The 23706-nt window shown below is 72.5% G+C and carries 22 protein-coding genes; 7 read left to right on the forward strand and 15 right to left on the reverse strand.

The window, feature by feature from the left end; translation table 11 throughout:
- Positions 1-123: 123 nt before the first annotated feature.
- Entirely contained in the window at positions 124-978 is an 855-nt protein-coding gene (locus OXR63_RS02315; protein WP_267419779.1) for a UbiA family prenyltransferase, read from the forward strand.
- Between the two features lie 5 nt (positions 979-983).
- Here OXR63_RS02315 and OXR63_RS02320 read toward each other — a convergent pair whose 3' ends face one another.
- Positions 984-2147, reverse strand: a complete 1164-nt coding sequence (locus OXR63_RS02320) for an FAD-dependent oxidoreductase (RefSeq protein ID WP_267419780.1) — start codon at positions 2145-2147, stop codon at positions 984-986.
- 138 nt (positions 2148-2285) lie between these two features.
- Between OXR63_RS02320 and OXR63_RS02325 the strand changes: the two genes are divergently transcribed.
- Together OXR63_RS02325 and OXR63_RS02330 are read left to right on the forward strand one after the other, a co-directional pair.
- Complete coding sequence (locus tag OXR63_RS02325) at positions 2286-2945, forward strand: hypothetical protein (RefSeq protein WP_267419781.1); 660 nt, start codon at positions 2286-2288, stop codon at positions 2943-2945.
- 90 nt (positions 2946-3035) lie between these two features.
- Complete coding sequence (locus OXR63_RS02330) at positions 3036-3902, forward strand: YsnF/AvaK domain-containing protein (RefSeq protein ID WP_267419783.1); 867 nt, start codon at positions 3036-3038, stop codon at positions 3900-3902.
- Positions 3903-3994: 92 nt separating this feature from the next.
- On the opposite strand, the gene OXR63_RS02335 is transcribed toward OXR63_RS02330, so the two are convergent.
- On the reverse strand, positions 3995-5224 hold the full coding sequence (locus OXR63_RS02335; RefSeq protein WP_267419784.1) for an acyltransferase family protein: 1230 nt from the start codon (positions 5222-5224) through the stop codon (positions 3995-3997).
- A 65-nt stretch (positions 5225-5289) separates the two neighbouring features.
- Positions 5290-5883 (reverse strand): TetR/AcrR family transcriptional regulator, encoded by a 594-nt coding sequence (locus OXR63_RS02340; protein ID WP_267419785.1) that lies wholly within the window; start codon positions 5881-5883, stop codon positions 5290-5292.
- Positions 5884-5997: 114 nt separating this feature from the next.
- Here OXR63_RS02340 and OXR63_RS02345 point away from each other — a divergent pair, with 114 nt between their 5' ends.
- Positions 5998-6900: an SDR family oxidoreductase gene (locus tag OXR63_RS02345; protein ID WP_267419786.1), complete on the forward strand. Its 903-nt coding sequence runs from the start codon at positions 5998-6000 to the stop codon at positions 6898-6900.
- 357 nt (positions 6901-7257) lie between these two features.
- Here OXR63_RS02345 and OXR63_RS02350 read toward each other — a convergent pair whose 3' ends face one another.
- From OXR63_RS02350 to OXR63_RS02360, 3 genes are all read right to left on the reverse strand, one after another.
- Positions 7258-8583, reverse strand: coding sequence for an NAD(P)/FAD-dependent oxidoreductase (locus OXR63_RS02350; protein WP_267419787.1), 1326 nt, complete (start codon positions 8581-8583; stop codon positions 7258-7260).
- An 82-nt stretch (positions 8584-8665) separates the two neighbouring features.
- Positions 8666-9214, reverse strand: coding sequence for a dihydrofolate reductase family protein (locus OXR63_RS02355; RefSeq protein ID WP_267419788.1), 549 nt, complete (start codon positions 9212-9214; stop codon positions 8666-8668).
- 16 nt (positions 9215-9230) lie between these two features.
- Positions 9231-9677 carry a hypothetical protein gene (locus tag OXR63_RS02360; protein WP_267419790.1) on the reverse strand — a complete coding sequence of 149 codons (447 nt, stop codon included), beginning with the start codon at positions 9675-9677 and terminating at the stop codon, positions 9231-9233.
- An 85-nt stretch (positions 9678-9762) separates the two neighbouring features.
- Here OXR63_RS02360 and OXR63_RS02365 point away from each other — a divergent pair, with 85 nt between their 5' ends.
- Positions 9763-10536 carry an alpha/beta fold hydrolase gene (locus tag OXR63_RS02365; RefSeq protein WP_267419792.1) on the forward strand — a complete coding sequence of 258 codons (774 nt, stop codon included), beginning with the start codon at positions 9763-9765 and terminating at the stop codon, positions 10534-10536.
- Positions 10533-11249, forward strand: coding sequence for an esterase/lipase family protein (locus tag OXR63_RS02370; RefSeq protein ID WP_267419794.1), 717 nt, complete (start codon positions 10533-10535; stop codon positions 11247-11249). The genes OXR63_RS02365 and OXR63_RS02370 overlap by 4 nt, the downstream gene beginning before the upstream one ends.
- Positions 11250-11435: 186 nt before the next feature.
- On the opposite strand, the gene OXR63_RS02375 is transcribed toward OXR63_RS02370, so the two are convergent.
- Together OXR63_RS02375 and OXR63_RS02380 are read right to left on the reverse strand one after the other, a co-directional pair.
- Positions 11436-12464, reverse strand: a complete 1029-nt coding sequence (locus OXR63_RS02375) for a LacI family DNA-binding transcriptional regulator (protein WP_267419796.1) — start codon at positions 12462-12464, stop codon at positions 11436-11438.
- A gap of 24 nt (positions 12465-12488) precedes the next feature.
- The gene (locus tag OXR63_RS02380; RefSeq protein ID WP_267419797.1) at positions 12489-13220 is read right to left on the reverse strand and encodes a class I SAM-dependent methyltransferase; all 732 of its coding nucleotides are present in this window, start codon (positions 13218-13220) and stop codon (positions 12489-12491) included.
- 195 nt (positions 13221-13415) lie between these two features.
- Between OXR63_RS02380 and OXR63_RS02385 the strand changes: the two genes are divergently transcribed.
- Entirely contained in the window at positions 13416-13961 is a 546-nt protein-coding gene (locus tag OXR63_RS02385) for a YbaK/EbsC family protein (protein WP_267419798.1), read from the forward strand.
- A 54-nt stretch (positions 13962-14015) separates the two neighbouring features.
- On the opposite strand, the gene OXR63_RS02390 is transcribed toward OXR63_RS02385, so the two are convergent.
- The 7 genes from OXR63_RS02390 to OXR63_RS02420 form a co-directional block, all read right to left on the reverse strand.
- Entirely contained in the window at positions 14016-14498 is a 483-nt protein-coding gene (locus tag OXR63_RS02390) for a nucleoside deaminase (protein ID WP_267419799.1), read from the reverse strand.
- 58 nt (positions 14499-14556) lie between these two features.
- Positions 14557-14940: a VOC family protein gene (locus OXR63_RS02395; RefSeq protein WP_267419800.1), complete on the reverse strand. Its 384-nt coding sequence runs from the start codon at positions 14938-14940 to the stop codon at positions 14557-14559.
- Positions 14941-14957: 17 nt separating this feature from the next.
- Positions 14958-18827: an ATP-dependent RNA helicase HrpA gene (hrpA, locus tag OXR63_RS02400; protein ID WP_374116051.1), complete on the reverse strand. Its 3870-nt coding sequence runs from the start codon at positions 18825-18827 to the stop codon at positions 14958-14960.
- A 25-nt stretch (positions 18828-18852) separates the two neighbouring features.
- Positions 18853-20694, reverse strand: a complete 1842-nt coding sequence (locus tag OXR63_RS02405; RefSeq protein WP_267419802.1) for a thioredoxin domain-containing protein — start codon at positions 20692-20694, stop codon at positions 18853-18855.
- A 79-nt stretch (positions 20695-20773) separates the two neighbouring features.
- A complete protein-coding gene (locus tag OXR63_RS02410; protein WP_267419803.1) occupies positions 20774-21304 on the reverse strand; it encodes an ATPase in 531 nt (176 codons plus the stop codon).
- Positions 21305-21309: 5 nt separating this feature from the next.
- Positions 21310-22377 (reverse strand): NAD-dependent epimerase/dehydratase family protein, encoded by a 1068-nt coding sequence (locus OXR63_RS02415; protein ID WP_267419804.1) that lies wholly within the window; start codon positions 22375-22377, stop codon positions 21310-21312.
- A gap of 62 nt (positions 22378-22439) precedes the next feature.
- On the reverse strand, positions 22440-23297 hold the full coding sequence (locus OXR63_RS02420; RefSeq protein ID WP_267419805.1) for a sulfurtransferase: 858 nt from the start codon (positions 23295-23297) through the stop codon (positions 22440-22442).
- Positions 23298-23706: the final 409 nt, after the last annotated feature.

The following is a 23706-nucleotide window of genomic DNA, read 5'->3' on the forward strand; positions in this document are numbered from 1 at the left end:
CGGAGGCTAGGCGCGCCCCGCGGCCGTCCGGCCCAGGTTGTCCACGCAGCGCCCGCCGCCCACCGCCCACCGCCCCCAGGGCGATCGGCGTCCCACACGGCAGCCCGTCCGTAGGCTGGCCCGATGACGTCACCGGCGCGCCTGCTCTTCGCCTCGTCGCACCCCGGGCCCACGGTCACGGTCACGGTGCTCGCCGCGGTCATCGCCGCCGCAGTCGGCCACCCGGTGTGGCTCGTGGTGCTGGTCGCGCTGACGGTGGTCGCCGGGCAGCTGTCGATCGGCCTGGCGAACGACTGGATCGACGCCGACCGCGACCGGGCCGTCGGCCGCTCGGACAAGCCTGTCGCCCGCGGTCTGATCGCGAAGGAGACGGTCCGGAACGCGGCGTTCGTCAGCGCGGGCGTCGCCGTCGTCCTCTCCCTGTTCCTCGGGCCGGTCGCTGCGGTCGCGCACCTCGTGCTCGTGGCCGCGGGCTGGGCCTACGACGCCGGCCTGAAGCGCTCCGTCTGGTCCGTGGCGCCGTTCGTCGTCGCGTTCGGGCTGCTCCCGGTGGTCGCCGTGTCGGCCGGTGCCGACGCGCAGCTCCCCGCCGCGTGGGCGATCGCGACCGGCGCGGTGTTCGGCGTCGCGATCCACTGCACGAACGTCCTGCCGGACCTGGTCGACGACGAGGCGACCGGTGTGCGCGGGTTCCCGCACCGACTCGGGCTGCACGCCGCCGGCGTGGTCGCGTTCGCGGCGCTCGTGGTGGCCGCCGGACTCGTCCTGGTCGGCCAGCTCGGCGGGGACGACCCGGTGCGCGGCCTCGGCGTCGTGCTCGCGGTCACCGGCACGGTCGTGGTCGTCGTGCTCGCCGTCGTCGGCGTCCGTCTCGTGCTCACCGGTCCACCGACCCGCGTGCTGTTCCGGCTGGTCATCGTGTCGTCGCTGGTGCTCGTCGTCGAGCTGGGGCTCGCCGGGGCGCGGCTCGTCGCCTGAGGGCCTCAGGCCCACCGCATCGCGTACAGGCGCGCCAACAGGTCGGCGGTCGGGAGGCCCAGCGCCGTCCGCAACAGCGCCTCACGAGCCAGCATGGCCGGCCCCACGGCGCGGCCACCGACCGCCATGTTGGCCTCGGCCTGGCGCGCGGCCCGGCGGGCGACCGCCTGCCGGCGACGTGCGTAGCCGGGCCACGGTCCGGCGCCGCCTGTGCGGACGCCGTCCGTCAGCAGGGGAGCGAGGTCGGCGGCGTCGAGCCAGCCGAGGTTCATGCCCTGCCCGCCGATCGGGCTGATCTCGTGCGCCGCGTCGCCGATGAGGACGACGCGGCCGATCCCCACGCGGAGCGCCTCGCGGCGACGGACCCGGAAGCCACTGAGCATCGAGCAGGTGTCTGGGTCGACTGCGGCTCCCGTGCGCTCGCGGACGGTCCTGGCGAGCGCGGCCGCGTCCACCTCGTCGTCCGCCGGGGTCCCACGGCCGACGAGTGCGACGTAGCGACGGCGGCCGTCGGGCAGCGGGAAGGACTCCACGACGCCCTCGGGTCCGACGTCGACCAGCGCCGTCGAGCGAGCGGACGTGGGCTCGGGGTCGGCGAAGTCGCCCATGACGTAGCGGTCGGGGTAGTCGCGACCGACGGTGTCGATCCCGAGCAGGTCCCGCACGGTGCTGCGGGCGCCGTCGGCACCGACGACGAACCCGGCTCGCAGTGCGATCGATGCACCGTCGGGACCGGTGCCCTCGACGTCCACCTGGTCGCGGTGCCGGTGCAGCGCGGTGACGCTCGTGCCCGTCCGGAGCGCGCCCGGTGACCAGGCCGCGAGCCGGTCACGCAGGATGCCCTCGGTCCGGTGCTGGTCGAGGGTGGCGACGTACGGGTGCGTGTCCGACGCCCGCGCGAACGACAGCGTGCCGAGTGTCCGACCGCGGCTGCGGGCGACGCCGTGGCGCACGAGCGTGGCCTCGGCGAGGACCGGCACGTCGGCGCCGATCGCGGCGAAGGCGTCGAGGGACGGTGCGTGGATGCCGATGGCCCGCGAGCCCCACGGCGTGGTGTCCCGCCGCTCCCACACCTGCACGTCGAGCCCCGACTGCGCGAGCAGCGCCGCGAGGAACACCCCGACCGGGCCACCGCCCACCACCAGGACGTCCGTCCGCTCGTCGGTCACCCCCGCAGCCTACGGACCGCGCATCCCGGTCGCCCGTGTGTCCCCGGAGCGCGGCCCCCGGTCCCACCTGCTCGGCTGCACACGTGCCCTGGAGTTGCCTCACGGCGGAGGGGACCACCAGCAGCACCAGGAGACAGCATGAGCACGGCAGACCACGCAGCACGACGACCCGACGACGACCGCATCGACGGACCGCCGAACCGGGCGGTGGCCGCGGACCGCGGCGCGACCCAGCGCGAGGACGTGCTGGCACGCGAGAAGGAGGAGTTCTCCGGCTTCAAGTGGGGCTCGGCCTTCTTCGGCTGGCTGACGGCGACGGGCACGGCGGTGATCCTCACCGCGGTCCTCAGCGCCGTCGGGGCCGGCGTCGGCCTCGGCCAGAACGGCGGCGACGCGGCGGACGCGGCGAAGCAGGTCTCGGAGAACGGGGACGTCGTCGGCATCGTCGGTGCGATCGCCCTCGCCGTCATCCTGTTCGTCGCCTACTTCTGCGGCGGCTACGTCGCCGGGCGGATGGCGCGGTTCTCCGGAGCCAAGCAGGGCGTCGCCGTCTGGATCTGGGCCGTCGTCATCGCGATCGTCGTCGCCATCGTGACCGCGGTCGCCGGGGCGCAGTTCAACGTGCTGGGGAACCTCAACAGCTTCCCCCGCATCCCGGTCGACGAGGGCACCCTCACCGCGGCCGGGATCATCACGGCGATCGTCGTCGCGGTCATCAGCCTCGTCGGTGCCGTGCTCGGCGGCCTCGCCGGCATGCGGTACCACCGCAAGGTCGACCGCGTCGGCCTCGGTCGCTGACGACGACGCTGACGCCGACCCCACCCGAACACCTCCCGGTGCCCTGACGCCGGGAGGACGCACGAACCGCACGACCACGAAGGGAACACCATGATCGACACCACGAACGTGAACAGCATCTTCGACGCGAAGGCCATCGACCCGAGCGGCGACAAGGTCGGCACCGTGAAGCAGGTCTACGTCGACCAGACGAGCGGGCAGCCGCTCTTCGCGAGCATCTCGACCGGCCTGTTCGGCACGTCCGAGTCCTTCGTGCCGCTCGAGGGCGCCACGATCACCGGCGACGAGCTGCGCCTCGGCTACGACAAGGACCAGATCAAGGACGCGCCGCGCATCGACGCGGACGGTGACCTGTCCGACGCCGAGCAGGACCGCCTGTTCGACCACTACGGCCTGGGCGGCGGCACGACGTCGTCCTCCACCGGCTCGACGGACGATGGTGTCGTCGGCGGAGCAGCCGGCTACGGCACGGCCTCCGACGTCGACGGCGCGACGACCGGCACCACGTCCGGCACGGACGCCGACCTCGTCGGCAGCGGCACGACCGCCTCGGCGGGGCACGACACCTCCGGCCCGGACACCGACGACGCGATGACCCGCTCCGAGGAGCGACTGCAGGTCGGCACCGAGCGGGTCGCCGCCGGGCGCGCGCGGCTCCGGAAGCACATCGTCACGGAGCAGCAGACCGTCACGGTGCCGGTGCAGCACGAGGAGGTCCGCCTCGAGACCGAGCCGATCACCGACGCCAACGTCGGTGCGGCCACGGACGGGCCGGCGCTCTCCGAGGAGGAGCACGAGGTCACCCTCAACGCCGAGCACGTCGTCGTCGACAAGGAGACCGTGCCCGTGGAGCGGGTCCGGCTCGGCACCGAGACCGTCACCGAGCAGCAGCAGGTGTCGGAGGACGTCGCGCACGAGGAGATCGACCTCGACGAGGACGGCACGAACCGCCGCTGACGCGGACCACATGCCGGGAGGCACGGTGCCAGCTGGCACCGTGCCTCCCGTTCGTCATGGTCCGGCCGTCGTGACGGCCACGCGCGATCGCCTCAGTCGGCCACCTGCGCGGCGGCCCGCTCCGCTGCCAGCAGGCGCCGCGCCTCCCGGAAGCGGCGGCGGAGCCGTTCGATCGGCACCTCGACGGCGTAGGCCGCACCGACGGCGACCAGGATCGCGGTGCCGAGCAGCCAGATCCAGGCGGACGCACCGGCGATGCCGGACACCACGGTGCCGAGCAGGGCGATGACCAGCGGGTGCCAGAGGTACGCGGCGTACGAGACGCGGCGACCGAACCAGGCCACCGGACGCCACGAGAGCGCCACGGACACCGGGGTCCGGACGGAGACCAGACCGCCGATCAGCAGTGCCGAGACGATGCCGGTGGCGGGGAGCAGCAGGCCGAACGTCCAGGCGTGCTGGCCCCAGTCGTCGCCGATCGCGACCTGCACGGCCACGAGGAGCCCGAGACCGACCCAGGTGCCCACGTGCCCGGCGATCCCGGCCGCCCACGTCCGGACCCGCTCGTCGTCGAGGAGCAGGGCGAGCAGGCAGCCCGTCGCCAGCGGGACCAGGCCGAGCACGGGGGAGAAGTAGACGTCCGGCGTCGCTCCGCCACCCGGGGTGCGGTAGCTCGCCCACGACGCCACGGACGCGCCGACGACCACGACGCCGAGACCGACGGTGAGCGCTCGACGGTGGGCCCGGACCGCGAACAGGAGCACGAGCACGGGTGGCCAGACGAGGTAGAACTGCTCCTCCATCGACAGGCTCCAGGTGTGCCCGAAGACGCCCTGCGTGGTGTCCCAGAACGAGCGGAACAGGTTGCCGGTGTAGGTCAGGGCGATGAGTGCGGCCTCTCCGGCGGAGAACGAGGCGCCCTTGTAGTCGCCGACCCATGACCACAGCGCGATGCCCGCGGCCACCATCACCAGGAGGGCCGGGTACAGGCGGAGCAGGCGCTTCAGCCAGAAGCTGCCGAGGCGGATGCGGCCGGTGCGTCGCTGTTCGCCGAGGAGCAGCGACGTGATGAGGAAGCCGGAGAGCACGAAGAAGACCTGGACGCCGATGAAGCCGGCCACGTGCAGGTGGTAGAGCATGACGGCGAGGATCGCGACGGTGCGGAGTCCGTCGAGGGCCGTGGCACGGTGGGCGAGGGGGCCGTGCGCTGCGGTCGGTGCCTGGATCGTGCCGGCGGTGGTGCTGGTTGCTGGGCCGGCGGTCGCGGGTGCGGCTGCGGCTGTGCCTGCGGTCGTGGCCTGCGCGAGCGTGCTCGTCGACACGTCGCCTCCTCGTCAGGGGTCGGGTTCCTGACCTGCCAGGATGCTCCGTCCGCCCAAGAGGGACCTCAAGATCGACCTGTACGTCCGTTCGGCGACGGTGCGACGAGGGCGGTCAGGGCGTCGAGGCGTTCCCGGGTGAGGGCCTGCAGGGAGCGGTCCTCACCCGGCGCGATCCACTGCTGGAACGACAGGTGGAACACCGTGACGGTCATCTCGGCTGCGAGCGTGGCCCCGGGTTCCTCGATGCCCCGCGTGCGGAGGGCCTCGCCGATCCGGACGGTGAGCGTCGCCAGCTTGCCGAGTTCGCGCTCGCGGAGGGACGGTTCGGCCTCGATGATCGGCTGGCGCATCCGCGACCAGGCACGGCGCTCGTCGGCGAAGCGGGCGGTCGTGCCCTCGAGCGACCGGCTGACGAGCTCGAGCGTGGGGGTGTCGTCGGGAGCGGTCGCGATCGGGTCGAGGAACATCGCGACGAAGTCCTCCTGTCCGGCGAACAGGACCTCGCGCTTGTCGTCGAAGTGCCGGAAGAAGGTGCGCTCCGTGACCTCGGCTGCGGCGGCGATCTCGGCGACGGTGGTGCGCTCGAACCCCTGCTCGGCGAAGAGGTGCAGGGACACGGCCTGCAGGCGCTCGCGGGTGCCGGGTTGCCAACGTGCCATGGGGAGAGTCTACTGATGGCAGTGCATGACATCGGGTGCTACGGTGATGTCAGTCGGTGACATCGCATGTCGAGTCGCCCCCGTTCGATCTCGTTCGTCCTGGAAGGACACCCCATGCACGTATTCCTCACCGGAGCCTCCGGCTGGATCGGCTCCGCCACCGTCGACGAGCTCGTCGCCGCCGGTCACCACGTCACTGGACTCGCCCGCTCGGACGCGTCCGCCGCTGCCGTCACCGCCGCCGGTGCCACCCCGCTCCGCGGTGACCTCGACGACCTCGACGCCATCCGCCGCGGGGCGTCGGACGCGGACGCGGTCGTTCACCTCGCCAACAAGCACGACTGGACGAACGCGGCCGCGACGAACGCCGCCGAGCGAGCCGCGGTCGAGACCATCGGCACCGCGCTCGTCGGCACGGATCGTCCCTTCGTCGTGGCCTCGGGCATCGCCGGGCTCGCGCAGGACCGACCGGCCGTCGAGACCGACGTCTCGCCGTTCAGCGGACCCGAGGCGATGCGCGGCGGCAGCGAGAACCGCGCCCTCGACTTCGTCGACCAGGGCGTCCGGACCATCTCGGCGCGCTTCGCCCCGACCGTGCACGGCATGGGCGACCACGGCTTCATCGCGCTCATCACCGCCGCGGCCGAGCGGAACGGAGTGTCGGCCTACGTCGGGGAGGGCACCAACTCCTGGTCCGCCGTGCACCGGTCCGACGCCGCGCGGCTCGTCCGGCTCGGACTCGAACAGGCACCCGCCGGTACCCGCATGCACGCCTCGGCCGAGACCGCCGTCCCCACGCGGGCGATCGCCGAGGCCATCGGCGAGGCCCTCGGGCTGCCCGTCACCTCGGTGGACCCGGCCGACGCCGTCGCCCACTTCGGCTTCATCGGGCAGTTCTTCGCCATGGAGATGTCGGGCTCGTCCGCCGCGACGCGGGAGCTCCTCGGGTGGGAGCCGACCGGCCCCACGCTCGCGGAGGACATCGCCGCGGGCGCCTACGCCGCCGCCGCGCGGTAGGCGCGGCGCGGCCGGGCGGGCGGTGGGCGCCCGGTGCGAGGTTGGGCACACGGTGCGGGTCCCTCGCGCTGCACCGGGTGCACGAACTCGCACCGGCCGGAAGAGCGCGCACGGTGCGAGCGCCACGAGCCATCCATCGGACAGGAGGCTCGTGGCGGCCCGGCACCGAGCCTCCCGTCCGCCGCGTGGCGGGGAGCGCACGCCGCTTCCGACTCGGAACGACAAGCTCGAGGTCGCACGACAGCGACGTTGTCGTCCGTCACGTTCGACCCAGCGCCTCGCGACTCGGAACGACAAGCTCGAGGTCGTACGACAACGACAGTGTCGCCTGGCGAAGCGGCAGGCGCCCGCGCGGGGCTACTCGGCCTTCTGCATCTGCCAGGGCTCGGGCTCGCGGTCGCCGTTCGGGCGCACCGGGCGGACGTCGCCGACGATCGGGATCGAGCGCTTCCGCATGAACCACAGGTAGCGCACGAAGAAGTGGGACAGCGTCGACAGGCGGTTGCCGTTTCCGAGCAGCGACGCGATGTGCACCGCGACCCATGCGGCCCAGGCGACGGGGCCGACCATCGTGATGCCGCCGCGGAGCTGGGCCACCGCCGCGTTCGTCCCGATCGTGGCCATCGTGCCCTTGTCGTGGTACTTGAGGTGCTCGGTCGGCTTGCCCTCGAGCGTGCGGACGATCTGCCGGGCGATGTGCTTGCCGCCCTGCAGCGCCGGCTGGGCGAGCTGCGCGAGGGCGTCGTCCTGCGCGGCGATGTCACCGGCGGCCCAGATGCCCTCGACCCCCTTCACGCTGAGGTCGTCGTTCACCTGGATGCGGCCGCCGTGCGTCTGCGGCATGCCCCAGTTCGAGACCTCCTTGTGCGCGGCGACACCCGTTGCCCAGATGACCTGCGACGCGGGGATGAACTCGCCGTCCGCGGTCATGACGCCGTCGCGGCGGACCTCCGAGACGCCGGTGTTGAGCCGGAGGATGACCCCGCGCTTGCGCAGCACCTTCGCCGCGTACCGACGGAGCCGCGGCGCGAAGGGCTTCAGCAGCTCACCGCTCCGGTGCACGAGCGTGATGGTGATGTTCCCGCGGACGATCTCCGGGTAGGCGCCCTCGAGTGCCTGGTCGCGCAGCTCGGCGAGCGCGCCGGCCATCTCGACGCCGGTCGCGCCACCGCCGACGATGACGATCCTGATCTCGTCGGGGCCCTGGTTGGCTGCCGCTTCCTCCAACCGGGTGAAGAGCTCGTCGCGGATGCGCAGGGCCTGCGATCGGGAGTACATCGAGTACGCGTACTCGTAGGCGCCCGGGGTGCCGAAGTAGCTCGTGTTGACGCCGTTCGCAAGGACCAGGTGGTCGTAGTGCAGGTCCTCCCCGTCGGACATCTCGGCGATCTTCTCGTCCGGTCGGATGTTCGTGAGGAGTCCGTGGCGGAACTCGGCGTTGTCCTGCCGCGCGCGGAGGCTGCGGAGGAAGTAGGTCACGTCCCCGGCGTTCAGGCCACCCGTCGCCACCTGGTACATGAGGGGCTGGAACATGTTGTAGACGTGGCGGTCGACGAGGGTGACGCGCACCGGGGCGTCGGCGAGTTCGCGCATGGCGGCGATCCCGGCGAACCCACCGCCGACGATGACGACGTGCGGGCGAGGGTCCTGCGGCATGGTGAGCTCCGTGGGTGATGCGGTCAACGGCAACCACAACGGTACGCCGCTTCCGCACTCCTCCGGTCCACCCCTGCGGGTGCCGGATCGGAGGATGTGCGCAGCGCCGTCAGTCGGCCCGCGGCGCGTAGGTGCTCACGACGTTGCCGCGGCTGGTCACGGTGTTCTCGACCAGTCGGAGGCGCGTGGGCGGGTCGGTCGGTTCGAAGAGCTTCCGACCGCTGCCGGCGATCGCCGGGTGCACCATGAGCTGCAGTTCGTCGAGGAGCCCCGCGAAGAGCAGGCTGCGCACGAGCGTGACGCTGCCGCAGACCGCGATGGCACCGCCGTCCCGCTCCTTGAGCTCCCGCACGAAGGTGTGCACGTCGCCCTGGATGCGGGAGCTGTTCTCCCATGCCAGGTCGTCGCCGAGCGTGGTCGAGGCCACGTGCTTCTCGATCGGGTTGATCCACTGGCCGAACGGGTCCTCGGGGTGGGCGGGCCACCACTCGGACCACTCCGTGTAGCTGTTCCGCCCGAGGAGCACCGTGTCGGTACGGGCCATGAAGGTCCCCATGCCCGCGCCGAGCTCGTCGTCGAAGCTGTCGTACTGGAAGTTGAAGGGGTCCTGCACGACGCCGTCGACCGACGTGAAGAGCCCCGCTGTCACCTTGCGCATGGTCGGAGGGTAGCGCTCAGCTGCCCGTGCCGTCAGTCCCGGTTCCGCCGGTCCCCGTGCTCCCGTCCGTCCCCGTGCCGCCGCCCTGGCCCGGGAACTGGTTCGTGCCGCCGCCCTGGCCCGGGAACCGGTTCGTGCCCTGCCCCGGGATCTGGGGCGTCGAGTGCGTCTGGTGCGTGGCGATCGCGTGACCGATCGCGAACCCGACGCCGCCGCCCGCCAGCAGCGCCGCGAGTCCGATCGCGATCGCGATGACCGGCCAGAACCAGGGCGGACGCGGCTTCCCGGTGCGCGGGGACTGTGCCCCGGCGCCGTACCAGGGAGTCGGTCCGACGGGCTGTCCCGGCGCCGGGGCAGGTGCCTGCGTCCACCCGGAGCCGGGCCACTGCGCGGACTGGGTGTGCTGGGCGTGCTGGTCGTGCTGCTGGCTCGTCGAGGTGTCGTCGTTGCGGGTGTCACTCATGGGGGCATTCCAGGTGGCCCGGCTTGGAGGAGCCGATGGTGGACCTGCCGGGTCCCTGCGAGCATCGACTGCGTACTGTCGAGGTGTGCGCGCACTGGTGGAGACGGTCTCGGTGGACGGGATGCCCGTCCGGCTCCGCACGATCGCGCCGGCCGGCCGTCGTCACGACGCGCTCGAGCCGACCGTCGTCCTGGTGCACGGCATCGGCATGTCGCATCGCTCGTTCGGCCGGTCGCAGATCGCCCTGGCCCGGGAACACCGCACCATCACCGTCGACCTGCCCGGCTTCGGTGGCCTGCCCGGCGCCGGACGTCGGCTGGAGATGCCCGAACTCGCCGACCTGGTCATGCGGGCGGTCCGGTCCCGCGGTGTCCACGAGAGCATCCTCGTCGGGCAGTCGATGGGAGCGCAGGTCGTGGTCGAAGCCGCCATCCGCCATCCGGAGGAGGTCGACTCGGTCGTCCTCGTCGGACCGGTCATCGACGACCACAGGAGGACCCTCCTGCAGCAGGCGCTCTCGCTCGGGGTCGACGGCTTCTTCGAGACGGCGCGGATGAACGTCGTCCTCGTGACCGACTACCTCAGGAGCCTCTGCCAGTACCGGTGGCAGCTCCGTCCGATGATGCGGTACCCGATGCGCGAGGCCGTCGGGCGACTCCGGGTGCCGGTCCTCGTCGTACGCGGGCACCGGGACCCCATCGCCAGGAGTGCCTGGACCGCTCGGCTCGCCCAGGTCGCGGAGCGTGGGGCGCTCGCCGAACTGCGGGGCGCGCACCACGTGCAGGAGCACGAACCCGGTGCCTTCGCGGAGCTCGTCGACGAGTTCCGCCGGATGCAGGCACTGGAGGCGACCCGATGAGCGGTGGGCAGGTCCACGCGGGCCGAGCCGAGCCTCCCGTCCGGGTGGGACTGGTGCGACGGGCCTGGTGGGCCGTCCTCGACTGGTGCTACGCGATCCGCTGGCAGGTGCAGAGCTTCGGGCCGACCACGGCTGACGACTACCGGGACGGCGACGGTCAACCGGTCGTGGTGATCCCCGGCGTCTACGAGACCTGGCACTTCATGCGGCCGCTCATGGACGCACTGCACGACCGGGGGCACCCGGTGCACGTGCTCGCGTCGTTGCGGCACAACCTCCGACCGGTCCCGATCTCCGCCGCAGAGGTGATGTCCTCCATCGAGGAACTCGATCTGCGGAACGTCCTGCTCGTCACACACAGCAAGGGCGGGCTGATCGGCAAGTACGCGATGGCGCACCTGGACCACGACGGGCGCCTGGACCGGATGGTCGCGGTGTCCACCCCGTTCGGCGGTTCCGTCTACGCGAACCTCGCGCCGGTGCCGCACCTGCGGGCGTTCCGGGCGGCTGACCCGGTGCTCGCCGGGCTGGCGCGGGAGCTCGACGCGAACCGGCGGATCACCTCGGTGTACGGGGTGTTCGACACGCTCATCCCCGGGGGCAGCGCGCTCGCCGGGGCCACGAACGTGCGGGTGCCCGTCGGGGGCCACTTCCGGATCCTCGGCGATGCCCGGGCCCGCGACGCCGTGCTCGAGGCGGCCGACCTGCGCTGAGCCTGCCTGCTGCTGCTGCTGCGGCGGGGTGTCCGCGGGCTGCCCGGCGGTCTGGTGCGAGGATGACCACCCCGTGTCCGGTCGTGGCGCCGCACCACGTTGGGAAGCTCGCACCAGCCGAGCGCCCGCGCACGGTGCGGGGCTGGCGTGGGCGTCAGGCGCCGAGCGCCCGCGCACGGTGCGGGATCAGCGCCGGGCGACGCTCGCGCGCTCGACGATCCGGTGCGGGATCACGACGGTCGACGGGGGAGCGTCGCGGTCCGCGATCCGTGCCGTCAGCAGGTCGAGGGCGGCGTCCGCGAAGGCCCGTCGGTCGAACGACACCGTGGTCAGCGCGGGGATCGCGAACGCCGCACCGTCGACGTCGTCGAACCCGACGACGCTCACCTGGTCCGGCACGCGGATGCCTCGCGCTGCCAGGACGTGCAGCACGCCGAACGCGATCGAGTCCGTGAACGCGAAGACGGCGTCGGGGAGTGGGGCGTCCCCGAGGGCGTCGAGCCACACGCCGAAGGCCCCGGCTGCGTCTGCTGTCGACCACCCGGGCAGCGGCACCCGGAGCGCGGGGTCGGGGTTGCGGCCGGCGTCCCGCAGGGCGGCGTCGTGTCCGCTGACCCGCCGCTCGCTCGTGGCGGTGACCTGGGCGCCGTCGGCGGCCGGCTCAGGGGCGCCCACCACGGCGATGCGCCGGTGTCCGTGGTCGAGCAGGTAGGTCGTCACCTCGTGCGCTGCGGCACTGCTGTCGACGTGGACCTGGTCGACGTGCTCGGGTTCGACCTCGCCGATGACCACCGTCGGGGGCAGTCCGGCGGTCGACGCGAGCACGCTCGCACTGAGCGACACCGGGTTGAGGATCAGTCCGTCCACCAGGTGTGCCCGGGCGCGGGACACGAGCTGCCGTTCCCGCTCCGGGTCGGCTGCGGTCTGGTCGAGCTGGACGACCCAGTCCCGGTCGCGGGCGAGTTCCACGAACCACCGGGCGAGTTCGGCGGAGTAGGCACTGCTCATCTCGGGCAACGTCAGCGCGATCGCACCCGATCGGCCGTTGCGCAGTCCGCGCGCAGACAGGTTCGGGACGTAGTCGAGCTGCGTCAGGGCCTGCTCGACGCGCTCCCGGGTGTCGGGTCGCACGACCACGCCGCCGTTGATGACGTTGGAGACGGTCTTCGGGGAGACCCCGGCGAGGGCTGCCACGTCCCGCACGGTCGCTCGCATGGAGCAACCGTAGCGCGGCGGCGGTCAGGGGCGGCGGTACCGGTGGACGTGCGTGACGTACGGCACCGGGACCATTGCACGTCCGGCGGTCTCGGGCGTGCGGTCGAGCAGGTCCTCGACCGCACGGAGCAGCGCCTGGCGTTCGTCGGCCGGCATCACGATGACGTAGCTCCGCGAGGCGATCATGTCGAGGAAGTCCGCGCGGGACTGCTCGTCGACCCAGGCGAAGGTCCGATGGGCGCCATCGGTGAAGGGCTCGCCGACGAACGGCCGGTCGTACTGCATGATCCGCGACTCCGGTCGCATGATGAGTGCGCCGAGGTCGGCCGACCAGGCGATGGACTCGTCCCGGATGTTCCACACCAGACCGAGGACTCCGCCCGGTCGGAGGATGCGGGCAGCCTCGAGCGCTCCCGCTGTCGGGTCGACCCAGTGCCATGACTGGGCGAAGGTCACGAGGTCGGCGGTGGCGTCCTCGAGCGGGACCGCCTCGCCGGTGCCCTCGAGTGCTCGGACGCCCGGCAGCACGTGGGTCAGCCGCGCTCGCATGGCCGCGTCCGGATCGACCGCGACCACCTCGGTGGCCCGGGGGAGGAGCGTCCGCGTGAACTTGCCCGTCCCGGCTCCGACGTCGACGGCCAGCGTCACGGGGTCCGGCGCGAGCCACTCCGCGACCGCCGAGGGGTAGCCGGGGCGTCCGCGCTCGTAGGCGTCGGCGGCGGCGCCGAACGAGCGTGCGTGCTGCTCGAAGGTCATGCGCCCACCCTGCCACGCGGTGTCGGCGGAGGTGGGGCCGGCCCATCACCGGACGGGAGGCTCGGGGCGGGCTGGTCACGAGCCTCCCGTCCGCTGGTCGGCCGACACGACCGGCCGGAACCGGCTGAGACCGGCCGGGACCGGCCGGCTGACCGGCTGACTGGGCGATGTGGGCGGCACTCGTAGGGTGGAAGCATGCCGAGTCTGGAGCGTGTCCCTGCCCTCGTGGCCACCGGTTTCCTCGCGATCCCCGTCGCGGAGGCCCTGGTCCGCCTGCCCGCAGATGTCCTGAGCCGGATCCAGGCCGCGCCCATCGATCCCGCCCTGGCCGACACGGCGGCGTTCTCGGAGGCCTACGGCTACCCGCTCGAGGGCGGTGCGAACTGCATCGTCGTCGTCGGCAAGCGTGGCGAGGACCTGACGTACGCAGCGTGCATCGTGCTGGCGTCGACCCGTCTGGACGTGAACCGCACCGTGAAGCAGCTGCTCGGCGCGCGGAAGGCGAGCTTCGCGCCGATGGACGACGCGGTGGCGATGACCGGCATGGAGCACGGCGGCATCACGCCGATCGGGCTGCCGTCGTCGTGGCCGGTGTACGTCGACGCCCGCGTGGCGGAGGTACCCGAGGTCGTCATCGGAGCGGGCGTCCGCGGGGCGAAGCTGTTCGTGCCCGGCGCCGTCCTGGCCGGGTTGCCGCACGTCGAGGTCGTCGAGGGGCTCGCGACCACGACGGCGGACTGACCGGACGGCGGAGGGAGCGGGTCGCACTCCGACCGGCTCGCCCGGCTCTGTGCGTCAGTCCTGGCGGGCCGACCACTCGCGGAACGGCAGGGTGGCGTCCTCGCTCGGCCCCTGCTCCGCGTGCAGGGCGCGCTCGCTGATCGGCTTCGCGTACTCGTCGTAGAAGGTGTCGAGGGTCATGAGCCGGTTGCCGTCCTCGTAGTGCTCGGACTCCTGCTCCCGCGACGCGGCGAACACGACCCGGTCGGGCTGGGCGTAGTAGAGCGCACCGAGGCACATCGGGCACGGGTACGCGGTGACGTAGACGTCCGTGCCGCTGAGGTCGGTGATGCCCATCTCGGCGGCGAGACGGATGGCGGAGATCTCGGCGTGGGCCGTCACGTCACCGGACTGCGCGACCTGGTTCGCGGCTTCGACCAGGACCTTGCCGTCGCGGACGACGAGGCACGCGAAGGGCTTGCCGCCCTCGCGGACGTTCTGGACGGCGCGCTTGACGACGCGCTCGGTGAACCTGGTGTCGATCTCGGTGGTGCTCATGGCAGCGACGATGCCACCGGGGGCTGACCGGCCCGTGCGCGGCGGGGTACGGGCAGCGTCAGTCGGTCGGGTTGATCAGGCAGAAGGGGTGTCCGGCGGGGTCGAGGAACACCCGGAAGCTCTCGATGCCGGCGTTGTCCTTCGCCGCCCCGGTCGCCGTGGCGCCGATCGCGAGGACCGCTGCCTCGCCGACGTCGAGGTCGTCGACCTTGACGTCGATGTGCATCTGCTGGGGGACGTCCTGCCCGGGCCACTCGGGCGCCCGGTAGTGCTCGACCTGCTGGAACGCGAGCAGCGGCCGGTTGCCCTCGATCGGCAGCACGACCTCGGCCCAGTCCTCGTCGTACACCACGACCTCGCCGCCGAGGAGTTCCGCGTAGAACCGAGCGAGCGCGCGGGTGTCTGCGCAGTCGAGGACGAGGACGTCGAAGGTGCCGATCATGCCGGTGAGGGTAGTCCTCAGGTGCTGGCGGCGGACAGGGCCTTCGTGATCCGTTGCAGCGAGACGGTCTCGGCGGTCCCGAGCTCCTGCGCGAAGAGGCTGAGCCGGAACTCCTCGAGCATCCACCTGGCGTGGACGAGCTCCGGGTGTGCGCCGACGGCCGGCGGGAACGTGCCGCCCGCGTCCTCGTACCGGCCGGTCGCGACCGAGACCTCGCGCATCCAGGTGGCGTCACGCCCGGGGTTCTGCAGGAGCTTCGTGACGCGGGCCTCGACCCCCTGCAGGTACACGCGGATCCGGCGGAGGCGGTCGAGCCCGGCCACCGCGACGAAGCCCGGGAACACCAGGCGCTCGAGCTGCTGCCGCATGTCGTTCAGCGCGGGGAGCAACGCCATGGACGTCGCCTGCTTCATCGCGCGTTCGACCTTCCGCTGGGCGGCGAGGACCGCGGCGACCTCCGACACGGCGGTGAACATCGTGTCGACGACCCCGGCGGACACGGAGTCGCGGACGGCTTCGAACGCGGCGCGCGTGTAGAGCAGTCCGTCGGGGTGAGCGGCGCGGATGCCGGCGTCGACCACCGCCGCGAGCACGTCGTCGAACAGCGCCGCCGTCGACGGGTAGGGGCTGGCCGCGAGCGCGAGCTTCTCCTGCGACGTCAGGTGCGACTGGATGTAGGACACCGGCGAGGGCACCGCGAGCATCACCAGGCGCCGGACACCGGCGGGCATGCGCACCGCTCGGTCGGCCGGGGTCGCCAGGAGCTGCACGCCGACGGTGGCCTTCGGGCCGGAGCCCTCCTCGACCAGGGCGGGGTAGGCGCGGATGACGCCACCCGCCTGCCTGGTGTCGAGCACCTCCGGCAGGTCCGCGTCGGGCCAGGCCACGAGCCCGGAGCGTTCGAGCCGGCCGGCGGGAGCGGCGTCTGCGACCTTCGCGGCCCCGGAGCGTCGTCCACCCTGCTGCGTCGCCCGCGCGACGCTCTCCTGCGTGCGGTCCTTGAGCTTGGTCTGCAGGGCCGTGAGGTCCTTGCCGGCCTCGACCCGACGACCGCGCTCGTCGACGACGGCGTAGGTGGGCAGCAGGTGCGCGGGGACCCGCGTCATGTCGAAGTCCTGCTCGGTGACCGGCACGTACGTCATGCGCTGGATGGTCTTGGCGAGGGTCGCCCGGAAGCTCTCGGTCGGTGTCGTGGGGGCGTCGTCCGGCAGCTCGTCGACGATCTTCTCCGCCCAGTCCGCCGCGGGGACGACGTTCTTGCGGATCTGCTTCGGCAGGGCCTTGATCAACGCGTTCACGAGTTCCTTGCGGAGCCCACGGACCTGCCAGTCGAAGCCCTCTTCGCGCATGCGGGGGAGCAGCGCGAGCGGGACCTGCACGCTGACGCCGTCGTCCTCGGCGCCGGGCTCGAAGCGGTACCGGACCGCCAGTCGGTTGTCGCCGGAGCGCCACTGGGTGGGGTACTCGGTGTCGTCCTCGGCGGCGGAGGCTGCCGACTCGTCGAGCAGGTCCTCGCGCCGCATCGTCAGCAGGTCGGGTTGGTCCCGCCGCGTCCGGCGCCACCAGCCCTCGAAGTCGCGGGTGGTCGCGATCTCGGCGGGGATGCGGGCGTCGTAGTACTCGTAGACGGTCTCGTCGTCGAGCAGGATGTCGCGGCGCCGCGTGCGTTCCTCGAGCTGTTCGAGTTCCTTGCGGAGCGTCCGGTTGGCGCGGTCGAAGGCCTGCTGCGAGTCCCACTCGCCCTCGACCAGGGCGTGCCGGATGAAGAGCTCGCGGGAGTGCACGGGGTCGATGCGGGCGTACTGCACCCGTCGACGCTGGACGATGGGCACGCCGAACAGGGTCACCCGCTCGTACGCGACCGCGGCCCCCTGCTTCTTCTCCCAGTGCGGTTCGCCGTAGGTGCGCTTGAGCAGGTCACCGGCGAGCTGTTCGGTCCACAGCGGGTCGATGCGCGCCGCCGTCCGGGCGAACAGCCGACTGGTCTCCACGAGCTCGGCGGCCATCACGGCGTCTGGCTGCTTCTTCGCGAGCACGCTGCCGGGGAACAGCACGAACCGGGTGTTGCGGGAGCCGAGGTAGTCGCGCTTCTCTCGGTCGCGCAGCCCGATCTGGCTGAGGAGCCCCGCGAGGAGTGCGCGGTGGACGGCGTCGGGGTCGTCCCTGCGCTCGTTGTCCACGTGGACGCCGACCTGCTTGGCGGCGCGGGACAGCTGGCGGTACAGGTCCTGCCACTCGCGGATGCGGAGGTAGTTGAGGAACTCGGCCTTGCACAGGCGTCGGAACGCGCTGGAGGACAGCTCGTCCTGCTTGTCCTGGATGTGGTTCCAGAGGCCGAGCAGGGTGAGGAAGTCGCTGGTCGGGTCCGCGAAGCGGGCGTGCAGCTGGTCGGCGTGGGCGCGCTTCTCGAGCGGTCGTTCGCGCGGGTCCTGGATGCTCAGGGCCGAGACGATCGCGATGACCTCCCGGCCGACGCCCTGCTTGCCGGCCTCGAGCACCATCCGACCGAGGCGCGGGTCGATCGGCAGGCGGGTGAGCTGCCGTCCGGACTTCGTGATCGCGCCGCCGGCGTCCACCGCGCGGAGCTCGCGGAGCAGGTCGAGGCCGTCCTTCACCCCGCGGGAGTCGGGCGGCTGCAGGAACGGGAAGGCCTCGATGTCGCCGAAGCCGAGACTGATCATCTGCAGGATCACGGCGGCCAGGTTCGTCCGCAGGATCTCGGGGTCGGTGAACTCCGAGCGGCGGTCGAAGTCGTCCTCCGAGTAGAGCCGGATCGCGATGCCCGCGCTGGTGCGTCCGGCGCGGCCGGAGCGCTGGTTCGCACTGGCCTGCGAGATGGCCTCGATCGGCAGCCGCTGCACCTTGGCGCGCGGCGAGTACCGGGAGATGCGGGCCGTGCCGGTGTCGATGACGTACTTGATGCCGGGGACGGTCAGCGACGTCTCGGCGACGTTCGTGGCGAGCACGACGCGGCGCCGGACGCCCGGGGTGGCGCTGCGCTGGAAGACCCGGTGCTGGTCGGCGGCGGACAACCGCCCGTACAGCGGGAGGACCTCCGTGCCGGGGTAGTGCTTGCCCTCGATGGCGTCCTGGGCGTCGCGGATCTCGTTCTCGCCGGACAGGAACACGAGGACGTCGCCGGGGGCTTCGCGTGCGAGTTCGTCGAGCGCGTCCGTGATGCCGGTGAGCTGGTCACGGTCGTCGGCGCTGCTGCCGGCGTCGGCCGTCCGCGAGTCGGTCTCGTCGTCGTCAGCGTCGGCTGCGGCGTCGGTGTCGGCGGCGGGCTGGTCGGCGACGAGTGGGCGGTACCGGATCTCCACCGGGTAGGTGCGTCCGGAGACCTCGATGATGGGGGCGTCGTCGAAGTGCGCCGAGAAGGACTGCGGGTCGATCGTGGCGCTCGTGATGATGAGCTTGAGGTCAGGGCGCCGGACGAGCAGCCGCTTCAGGTACCCGAGCAGGAAGTCGATCGTCAGCGAGCGCTCGTGGGCCTCGTCGATGATGATCGTGTCGTAGCGCTTCAGGTCGCGGTCGAAGTGGATCTCGTTGAGCAGGATCCCGTCGGTCATCAGCTTGACCCGGGTGTTCGCACTGACCTTGTCGGTGAAGCGGACCTGGTACCCGACCAGGTCGCCGAGCTCGCCGCCGAGCTCCTCGGACACGCGTTCGGCGATCGTGCGGGCGGCGATGCGGCGCGGCTGGGTGTGCCCGATGTGCTCGCGACCGAGTTCGAGGCAGATCTTCGGGAGCTGGGTCGTCTTGCCGGAACCCGTGGCACCGGCGACGATCACGACCTGGTTGTCGCGGATGGCCGCGGCGATGTCGTCCCGCCGCTGCGAGACCGGCAGCTCGGGCGGGTAGGTGATGACGAGCGGCGTGGGAGACATGAGCATTCCAGGATACCGCCCGCGGTCAGCTCGACGCGAGCTGCGCGGTCAGTTCCTCGGTCGAACGGGCCGGCAGGGCGCAGACGTGGTCGTGGCAGACGTACGCCGCGGGGTCGAGCGCGTCGCGGCCGTCGAGCAGCGAGAACCCGGCGTCCGACCAGGCGCGCGCCTGCTCCGGCGTGACGGCGACGACCACGGAGCCGGGGCGTCGCGCGGTGGCCGCGATCGCCCGGAGCTCGCCGAGGACCCGGGTGTCCGCAGCGACCACGACGACCTCCCGTGACGGTCGCTGCAGGCTGAGTGCCACCCCGAGGGCGTCCGCGTGCCCGAGCGGCCGCGTCGTCCCGGTGCGCGCGCGGTCGGCGACCAGACGACCTGCGGCGGAGCGGTAGCGGTCGTCACCGGTGAGCGCACCGAGCAGCACGCTGGCGTTCGCGAGCGCGATCGTCCCCGACCGGAGTGCGGTCTGCGGCTGCTCCCCGGTCGCCGTGCCCGAGGCCGCGAGCACCGGGTCGACGTCGAGGGCGCCCGCGAGCCCGTCGTCGACCAGGGACCGTGCGGCCGACGCGTACCGGTCCTCGCCCGTCACGAGCGCGAGTTCGAGGAGCCCCTCCGCGAGCAGCCCGACGTCCTCGATCGTCGGCGGTGCGCTCGAGACGCCCCGAGGCGTGCTCGACCGGACCACCACGTGGCCGTCCTGCACGTGGGCGGCCAGCACGGCGTCCGCAGCAGCGCGGCCGAGGTCGAGCATCTCGTCGTCCCCGTGCCGGGCACCGGCGATCGCCAGGCCCCGGATCGCCAGGCCGTTCCACCCGGTCAGGACCTGGTCGTCGAGGGGAGGCGGGTCGAACCGCGTGCGCTCGCCGAGGGGCAGTCGGTACCACTCGCCCTCGACCCGGCGGCCGTCGATCGTCGACTCGCTGTCCTGCGCCGCGACGAAGGCGCCGTCCGCACGACGGAGCGTGTCGCGCAGGAAGTCCGCGATGCCCCGCGCCTGGTCTCGTGGGGCGATCGCGAGGAGCCCCGCGTTGTCGTAGAGCATCCGCTCGTAGTGCGGCACGCTCCAGTCGCGTTTGGTCGCGTACCGGAAGACGCCACCGTCGGCATCGGTGAGCTCCGACCGTGCGATCACCAGGAGCGACCGCTCGAGGAGTCCCACCGCGACGTCGTCACCATCGGCGGCGACGTCGGCCAGGAACTCCAGCAACGGCGCGGACGGGAACTTCGGTGCGCCGCCGAATCCACCGTGGACGGGGTCCTCACCCTGGGCGAGTGCGTCCACCACGCCCCGGATCGCGTCGACGGACGGGAGGCTCGGCTCGTCCCCGCCGCGGCCGTCACCACCGTCGTCGGTCGCCGCCGCCGTCCCCTGCCGGATCGCCGTCGCGATCGCCGATGCGTTCGCGTGCACCTCTGTCCGTCGGTCACGCCAGGCGTCGAGCACCGCACCGAGGACCTGACGGAACGCGGGGTGCGCACCCACGGGGGTCGGCGGGTAGTAGGTCCCCGCGAAGAACACGTGGGCGTCGGGGGTCATGAACGCGGTCAGCGGCCACCCGAGCTGGTCGGTGAAGGCCGCGGCCGCCGCCATCGTGCTGGCGTCGACGTCGGGACGTTCTTCACGGTCGACCTTCACCGCGACGAAGTCCTGGCGGAGCAGCTCGGCGATCTCGGGGTCGGCGAAGCTCTCCCGCGCCATCACGTGGCACCAGTGGCAGGTGGCGTACCCGATGGACACCAGGACCGGCACGTCGCGTGCGCGTGCCTCGGCGAAGGCGTCGGGCCCCCACTCGCGCCAGTCCACCGGGTTGTCGGCGTGGAGGCGGAGGTAGGGGCTGACGGCGGAGCCGAGCCGGTTGTCGTTCATGCGTCCAGCGTGCCCGCTCGCCGCTGGGCGGGTTGGGCGGCGTGGCGATGTGGGGAGAGGACGTCGTCGTCCACAGGCATCAGGCGGGGAGCCACCCCGTCAGGGACGCGAGCCGTCGGGCGACGTCGGCGGGGGCCATGGCGTCCGTGTCGATCCGGGTGACGCGGTCCGGGGAAGCCGTGTCGAGCCTCCCGGCCGTCCTGGTGCTGTGCGCGAGCTGGTCCTCCGGGAGCCGACCGCCGGCACGGAGCCGGAGGCGGGACGCCGTCGTCTCGTCCCCGGCGCGGAGGAGCACGGCGACCATGCGCGGGTCGTCGCCCATCGCGGCGGCGAGCCGGTCCGCCTCGAGCACCGACACGGTGTTCGTGTAGACGAGCCGGTGGTGCCCGAGCTGCCGGTAGTTCGCCCAGATCGCGGCGAGGTTCCGCTCGGCGAGCCGCGCCTCCGGGTGCTCGACGTGCGGAGCCGGGTGCGCCAGGTCGAGGACGTCGCCCTCGATCACCGCGTGCCGGACGTCCGCAGCACGAAGGAGGTCGTGGAGCGCCTCGGCGGCGGTCGACTTGCCGACGCCGGAACGTCCGCCGATGAACAGGACCTCGGACCGGGCCACGCTGGTCAGTCCGCGCCCATCGAGAGCAGGACGAGGGCGGCGTCCTCGGGGCCGTAGTCGAACATCCGGTCCCAGAACGGGTCGGACGCCCACGGCACGTCACCGTCGGCGGGGGTTCGGTGGGCGGTCTCGACGAGCCAGTCGAGCTCGGGTCCGACGGCCTGCTCGAACCGCGGCGGCTGCCAGCCGAGCGACCGGGCTGCCGTCGTGTCGAGGACGAACGGCGACGGCGACGACCACGGGGTGACACCGACGAAGGCCGGGGCGTCGGCGTCGAGCAGCACCTCGTCGAAACGGTGGTCGAGGTGCGCGGCGACCGTCCGGACGATCTCCAACGCGCTCGGAGCCGTCTCGTCGGCGACGTTGAGGATGCGACGGTCTGGGGCGTCCGCGACCAGGCGGACGAGCGACGCGATGCCGCTCGCGGCCGTGGTGTGGTCGACGCCACGTCCGTGGTCGGCCAGGAGCACGCGCTCGCGGCCGTCGAGCACCCGTCGGACGACGAACCACTCGCGCGGCCGGCCGATGCCGGGGCCGTACACCTTCGACGGGCGGAGCACGGTGACGGGCGAGCCGTGGTCGAGCAGCAGCTGTTCGGCGGCGACCTTCGAGGCGCCGTAGCCCTCACGGCTGGTGGGGTCGGCGTCTGCGGCGGCCACCGTCGGCTGGATCTCGGTCACCGCTCCGCCGAACACCGGCCGCTCGGACGAGTTGGCGTGGCGGCCCTGCTCGTCGACGTAGACGGCCTTCGACGAGACGAACACCGTCGAGCCGACGTCGGGCAGGTAGGGGAGGAGCTGGGCGGCATCGTCACGGGTGAGCCCGACGGTGTCGACGAGCAGGTCGGCACCGGGGCGGAGGAGCTCACGGAGCACGGTCGTGTCACGGCGGTCCCCGGGGACGAACGTGGCTCCCGTGGCCGTCAGGGCGTCGGCTGCTGGACCCCCGTGGCGTGCGACGACGTCGACCTGCCAGTCGTCGCCGCCTCGGCCGGAGCTGGCACGGAGTTCACGGACGACGGCCGAGCCGATGCCGCCCGTGCCGCCGAGGACCACTGCGCGTCTGGTGCTCATGCCGCCCAACCTAGTGGCGTGCGGGGACCTGGTCGTGCCCGGCCGGGCGGTGGGCGTTCCGGTCAGGAGGCGATGGGCTCCGGCTCGCGGCGCCACCAGTCCGCCAGCGACCCGTCGTACACCTGCACGTGGTCGTGCCCGAGGACCGTCAGGGCCAGGGCGTCCACGCACGCGGCACTGCCGACGCCGCAGTAGGTGACGATCTCGTCGGCGGCGAGCACCGGAGCGAAGACGTCCGCGAGTGCCGCGCGGCGGCGGAGCGCGTTGGAGTCCTGGTCGATGACGTGCCCGAGCGTGATCGGGGTCGTCCCCGGGACCAGCGGCGGGTGGTCCTGCCCGAGGACGGTGTCGTCGGCCGCCAGCACCAGGGCTGCGGGCTGAGAGCCGTCGACCGCACGCTCGACCCGGCCGCGGTCGGCCCAGAGCGGCCGTTCCTCTCCCGCGAAGAACGCGTCGGCGGCGTCCACCGGGCGGTTCTTGAGGCTGCCGATGCGCACCGGACGGCCTTCGTCCCGCCACTTCACGAAGCCGCCGTCGAGCACGGCGACGTCGTCGAAGCCGAACGAGCGGAAGATCCACCAGAGGCGGGCGGACCACTCGCCCACGCTGTCGTCGTAGATCACGACCGTCGCGGTGTTCGTGATGCCGAGGGCCCGTGCCGCGCGCTCGAAGAGCTCCGCCGACGGCCGCGTGAAGGGCAGGTCGGCGTCGGGCGTGGAGAAGTCCGTGACGAGGTCGGCGTACCGGGCGCCGGGGACGTGTCCGTGCTGCTCGTAGGAGTCCTGCGCGGTGCTCCAGGTCATGGCGCGTCCGACCCCCGCGGTGTGCACGGAGGCGTCGAGCACGACGAGCTCGTCCGCCCCGAGGTGGTCTGCGAGCCACTGCGTCGACACGAGCGGGGAGGTCAGGACGGAGGGCATGGGTCCGACGATAATGCGGACCCCTGACGCGACCCCGAGGATCAGCAACAATGCGCAATGCATGGGCTGTGTGGCGCCTGTGGGGGAGTGGGCCGTGGGGCGCGCCACCTGTCGACTCGGAACGACAACATCGCTGTCGTACGACAGCGGTCGTGTCGTGCCGAGTCGGCGATGGGCGGCGGGCGGCGAGTGGCGGGCGGCCGGTGGGCGGACGGCTGCCGAGCGGGCCCTCGACGATTGGACGGCGGCCCACCGCGGGACTTGAGCGACAACGTCGATGTCGTACGACAGCGGTCGTGTCGTTCCGAGTCCGCGATGGGCGGCCCGTGGGCAGACGGAGGCGTGGCGTGGGACTCGAGCGACAACGTCGATGTCGTACGACAGCGGTCGTGTCGTGCCGAGTCGGCGA

The organism is Curtobacterium sp. GC_Cur_3, from assembly GCF_026544205.1.
Lineage (GTDB): Bacteria > Actinomycetota > Actinomycetes > Actinomycetales > Microbacteriaceae > Curtobacterium.

Bases quoted from the DNA above. Each gene is read 5' to 3' on its own strand.
- OXR63_RS02355 (WP_267419788.1), bottom strand. From the start codon at position 9,214: ATGCGCAAGGTGACAGCGGGGCTCTTCACGTCGGTCGACGGCGTCGTG.
- hrpA (WP_374116051.1), bottom strand. From the start codon at position 18,827: ATGTCTCCCACGCCGCTCGTCATCACCTACCCGCCCGAGCTGCCGGTC.
- OXR63_RS02340 (WP_267419785.1), bottom strand. From the start codon at position 5,883: ATGGCACGTTGGCAACCCGGCACCCGCGAGCGCCTGCAGGCCGTGTCC.
- OXR63_RS02415 (WP_267419804.1), bottom strand. From the start codon at position 22,377: ATGAGCACCAGACGCGCAGTGGTCCTCGGCGGCACGGGCGGCATCGGC.
- OXR63_RS02385 (WP_267419798.1), top strand. From the start codon at position 13,416: ATGCCGAGTCTGGAGCGTGTCCCTGCCCTCGTGGCCACCGGTTTCCTC.
- OXR63_RS02375 (WP_267419796.1), bottom strand. From the start codon at position 12,464: ATGCGAGCGACCGTGCGGGACGTGGCAGCCCTCGCCGGGGTCTCCCCG.
- OXR63_RS02380 (WP_267419797.1), bottom strand. From the start codon at position 13,220: ATGACCTTCGAGCAGCACGCACGCTCGTTCGGCGCCGCCGCCGACGCC.
- OXR63_RS02390 (WP_267419799.1), bottom strand. From the start codon at position 14,498: ATGAGCACCACCGAGATCGACACCAGGTTCACCGAGCGCGTCGTCAAG.
- OXR63_RS02395 (WP_267419800.1), bottom strand. From the start codon at position 14,940: ATGATCGGCACCTTCGACGTCCTCGTCCTCGACTGCGCAGACACCCGC.
- OXR63_RS02370 (WP_267419794.1), top strand. From the start codon at position 10,533: ATGAGCGGTGGGCAGGTCCACGCGGGCCGAGCCGAGCCTCCCGTCCGG.
- OXR63_RS02325 (WP_267419781.1), top strand. From the start codon at position 2,286: ATGAGCACGGCAGACCACGCAGCACGACGACCCGACGACGACCGCATC.
- OXR63_RS02330 (WP_267419783.1), top strand. From the start codon at position 3,036: ATGATCGACACCACGAACGTGAACAGCATCTTCGACGCGAAGGCCATC.
- OXR63_RS02315 (WP_267419779.1), top strand. From the start codon at position 124: ATGACGTCACCGGCGCGCCTGCTCTTCGCCTCGTCGCACCCCGGGCCC.
- OXR63_RS02345 (WP_267419786.1), top strand. From the start codon at position 5,998: ATGCACGTATTCCTCACCGGAGCCTCCGGCTGGATCGGCTCCGCCACC.
- OXR63_RS02420 (WP_267419805.1), bottom strand. From the start codon at position 23,297: ATGCCCTCCGTCCTGACCTCCCCGCTCGTGTCGACGCAGTGGCTCGCA.
- OXR63_RS02360 (WP_267419790.1), bottom strand. From the start codon at position 9,677: ATGAGTGACACCCGCAACGACGACACCTCGACGAGCCAGCAGCACGAC.
- OXR63_RS02405 (WP_267419802.1), bottom strand. From the start codon at position 20,694: ATGAACGACAACCGGCTCGGCTCCGCCGTCAGCCCCTACCTCCGCCTC.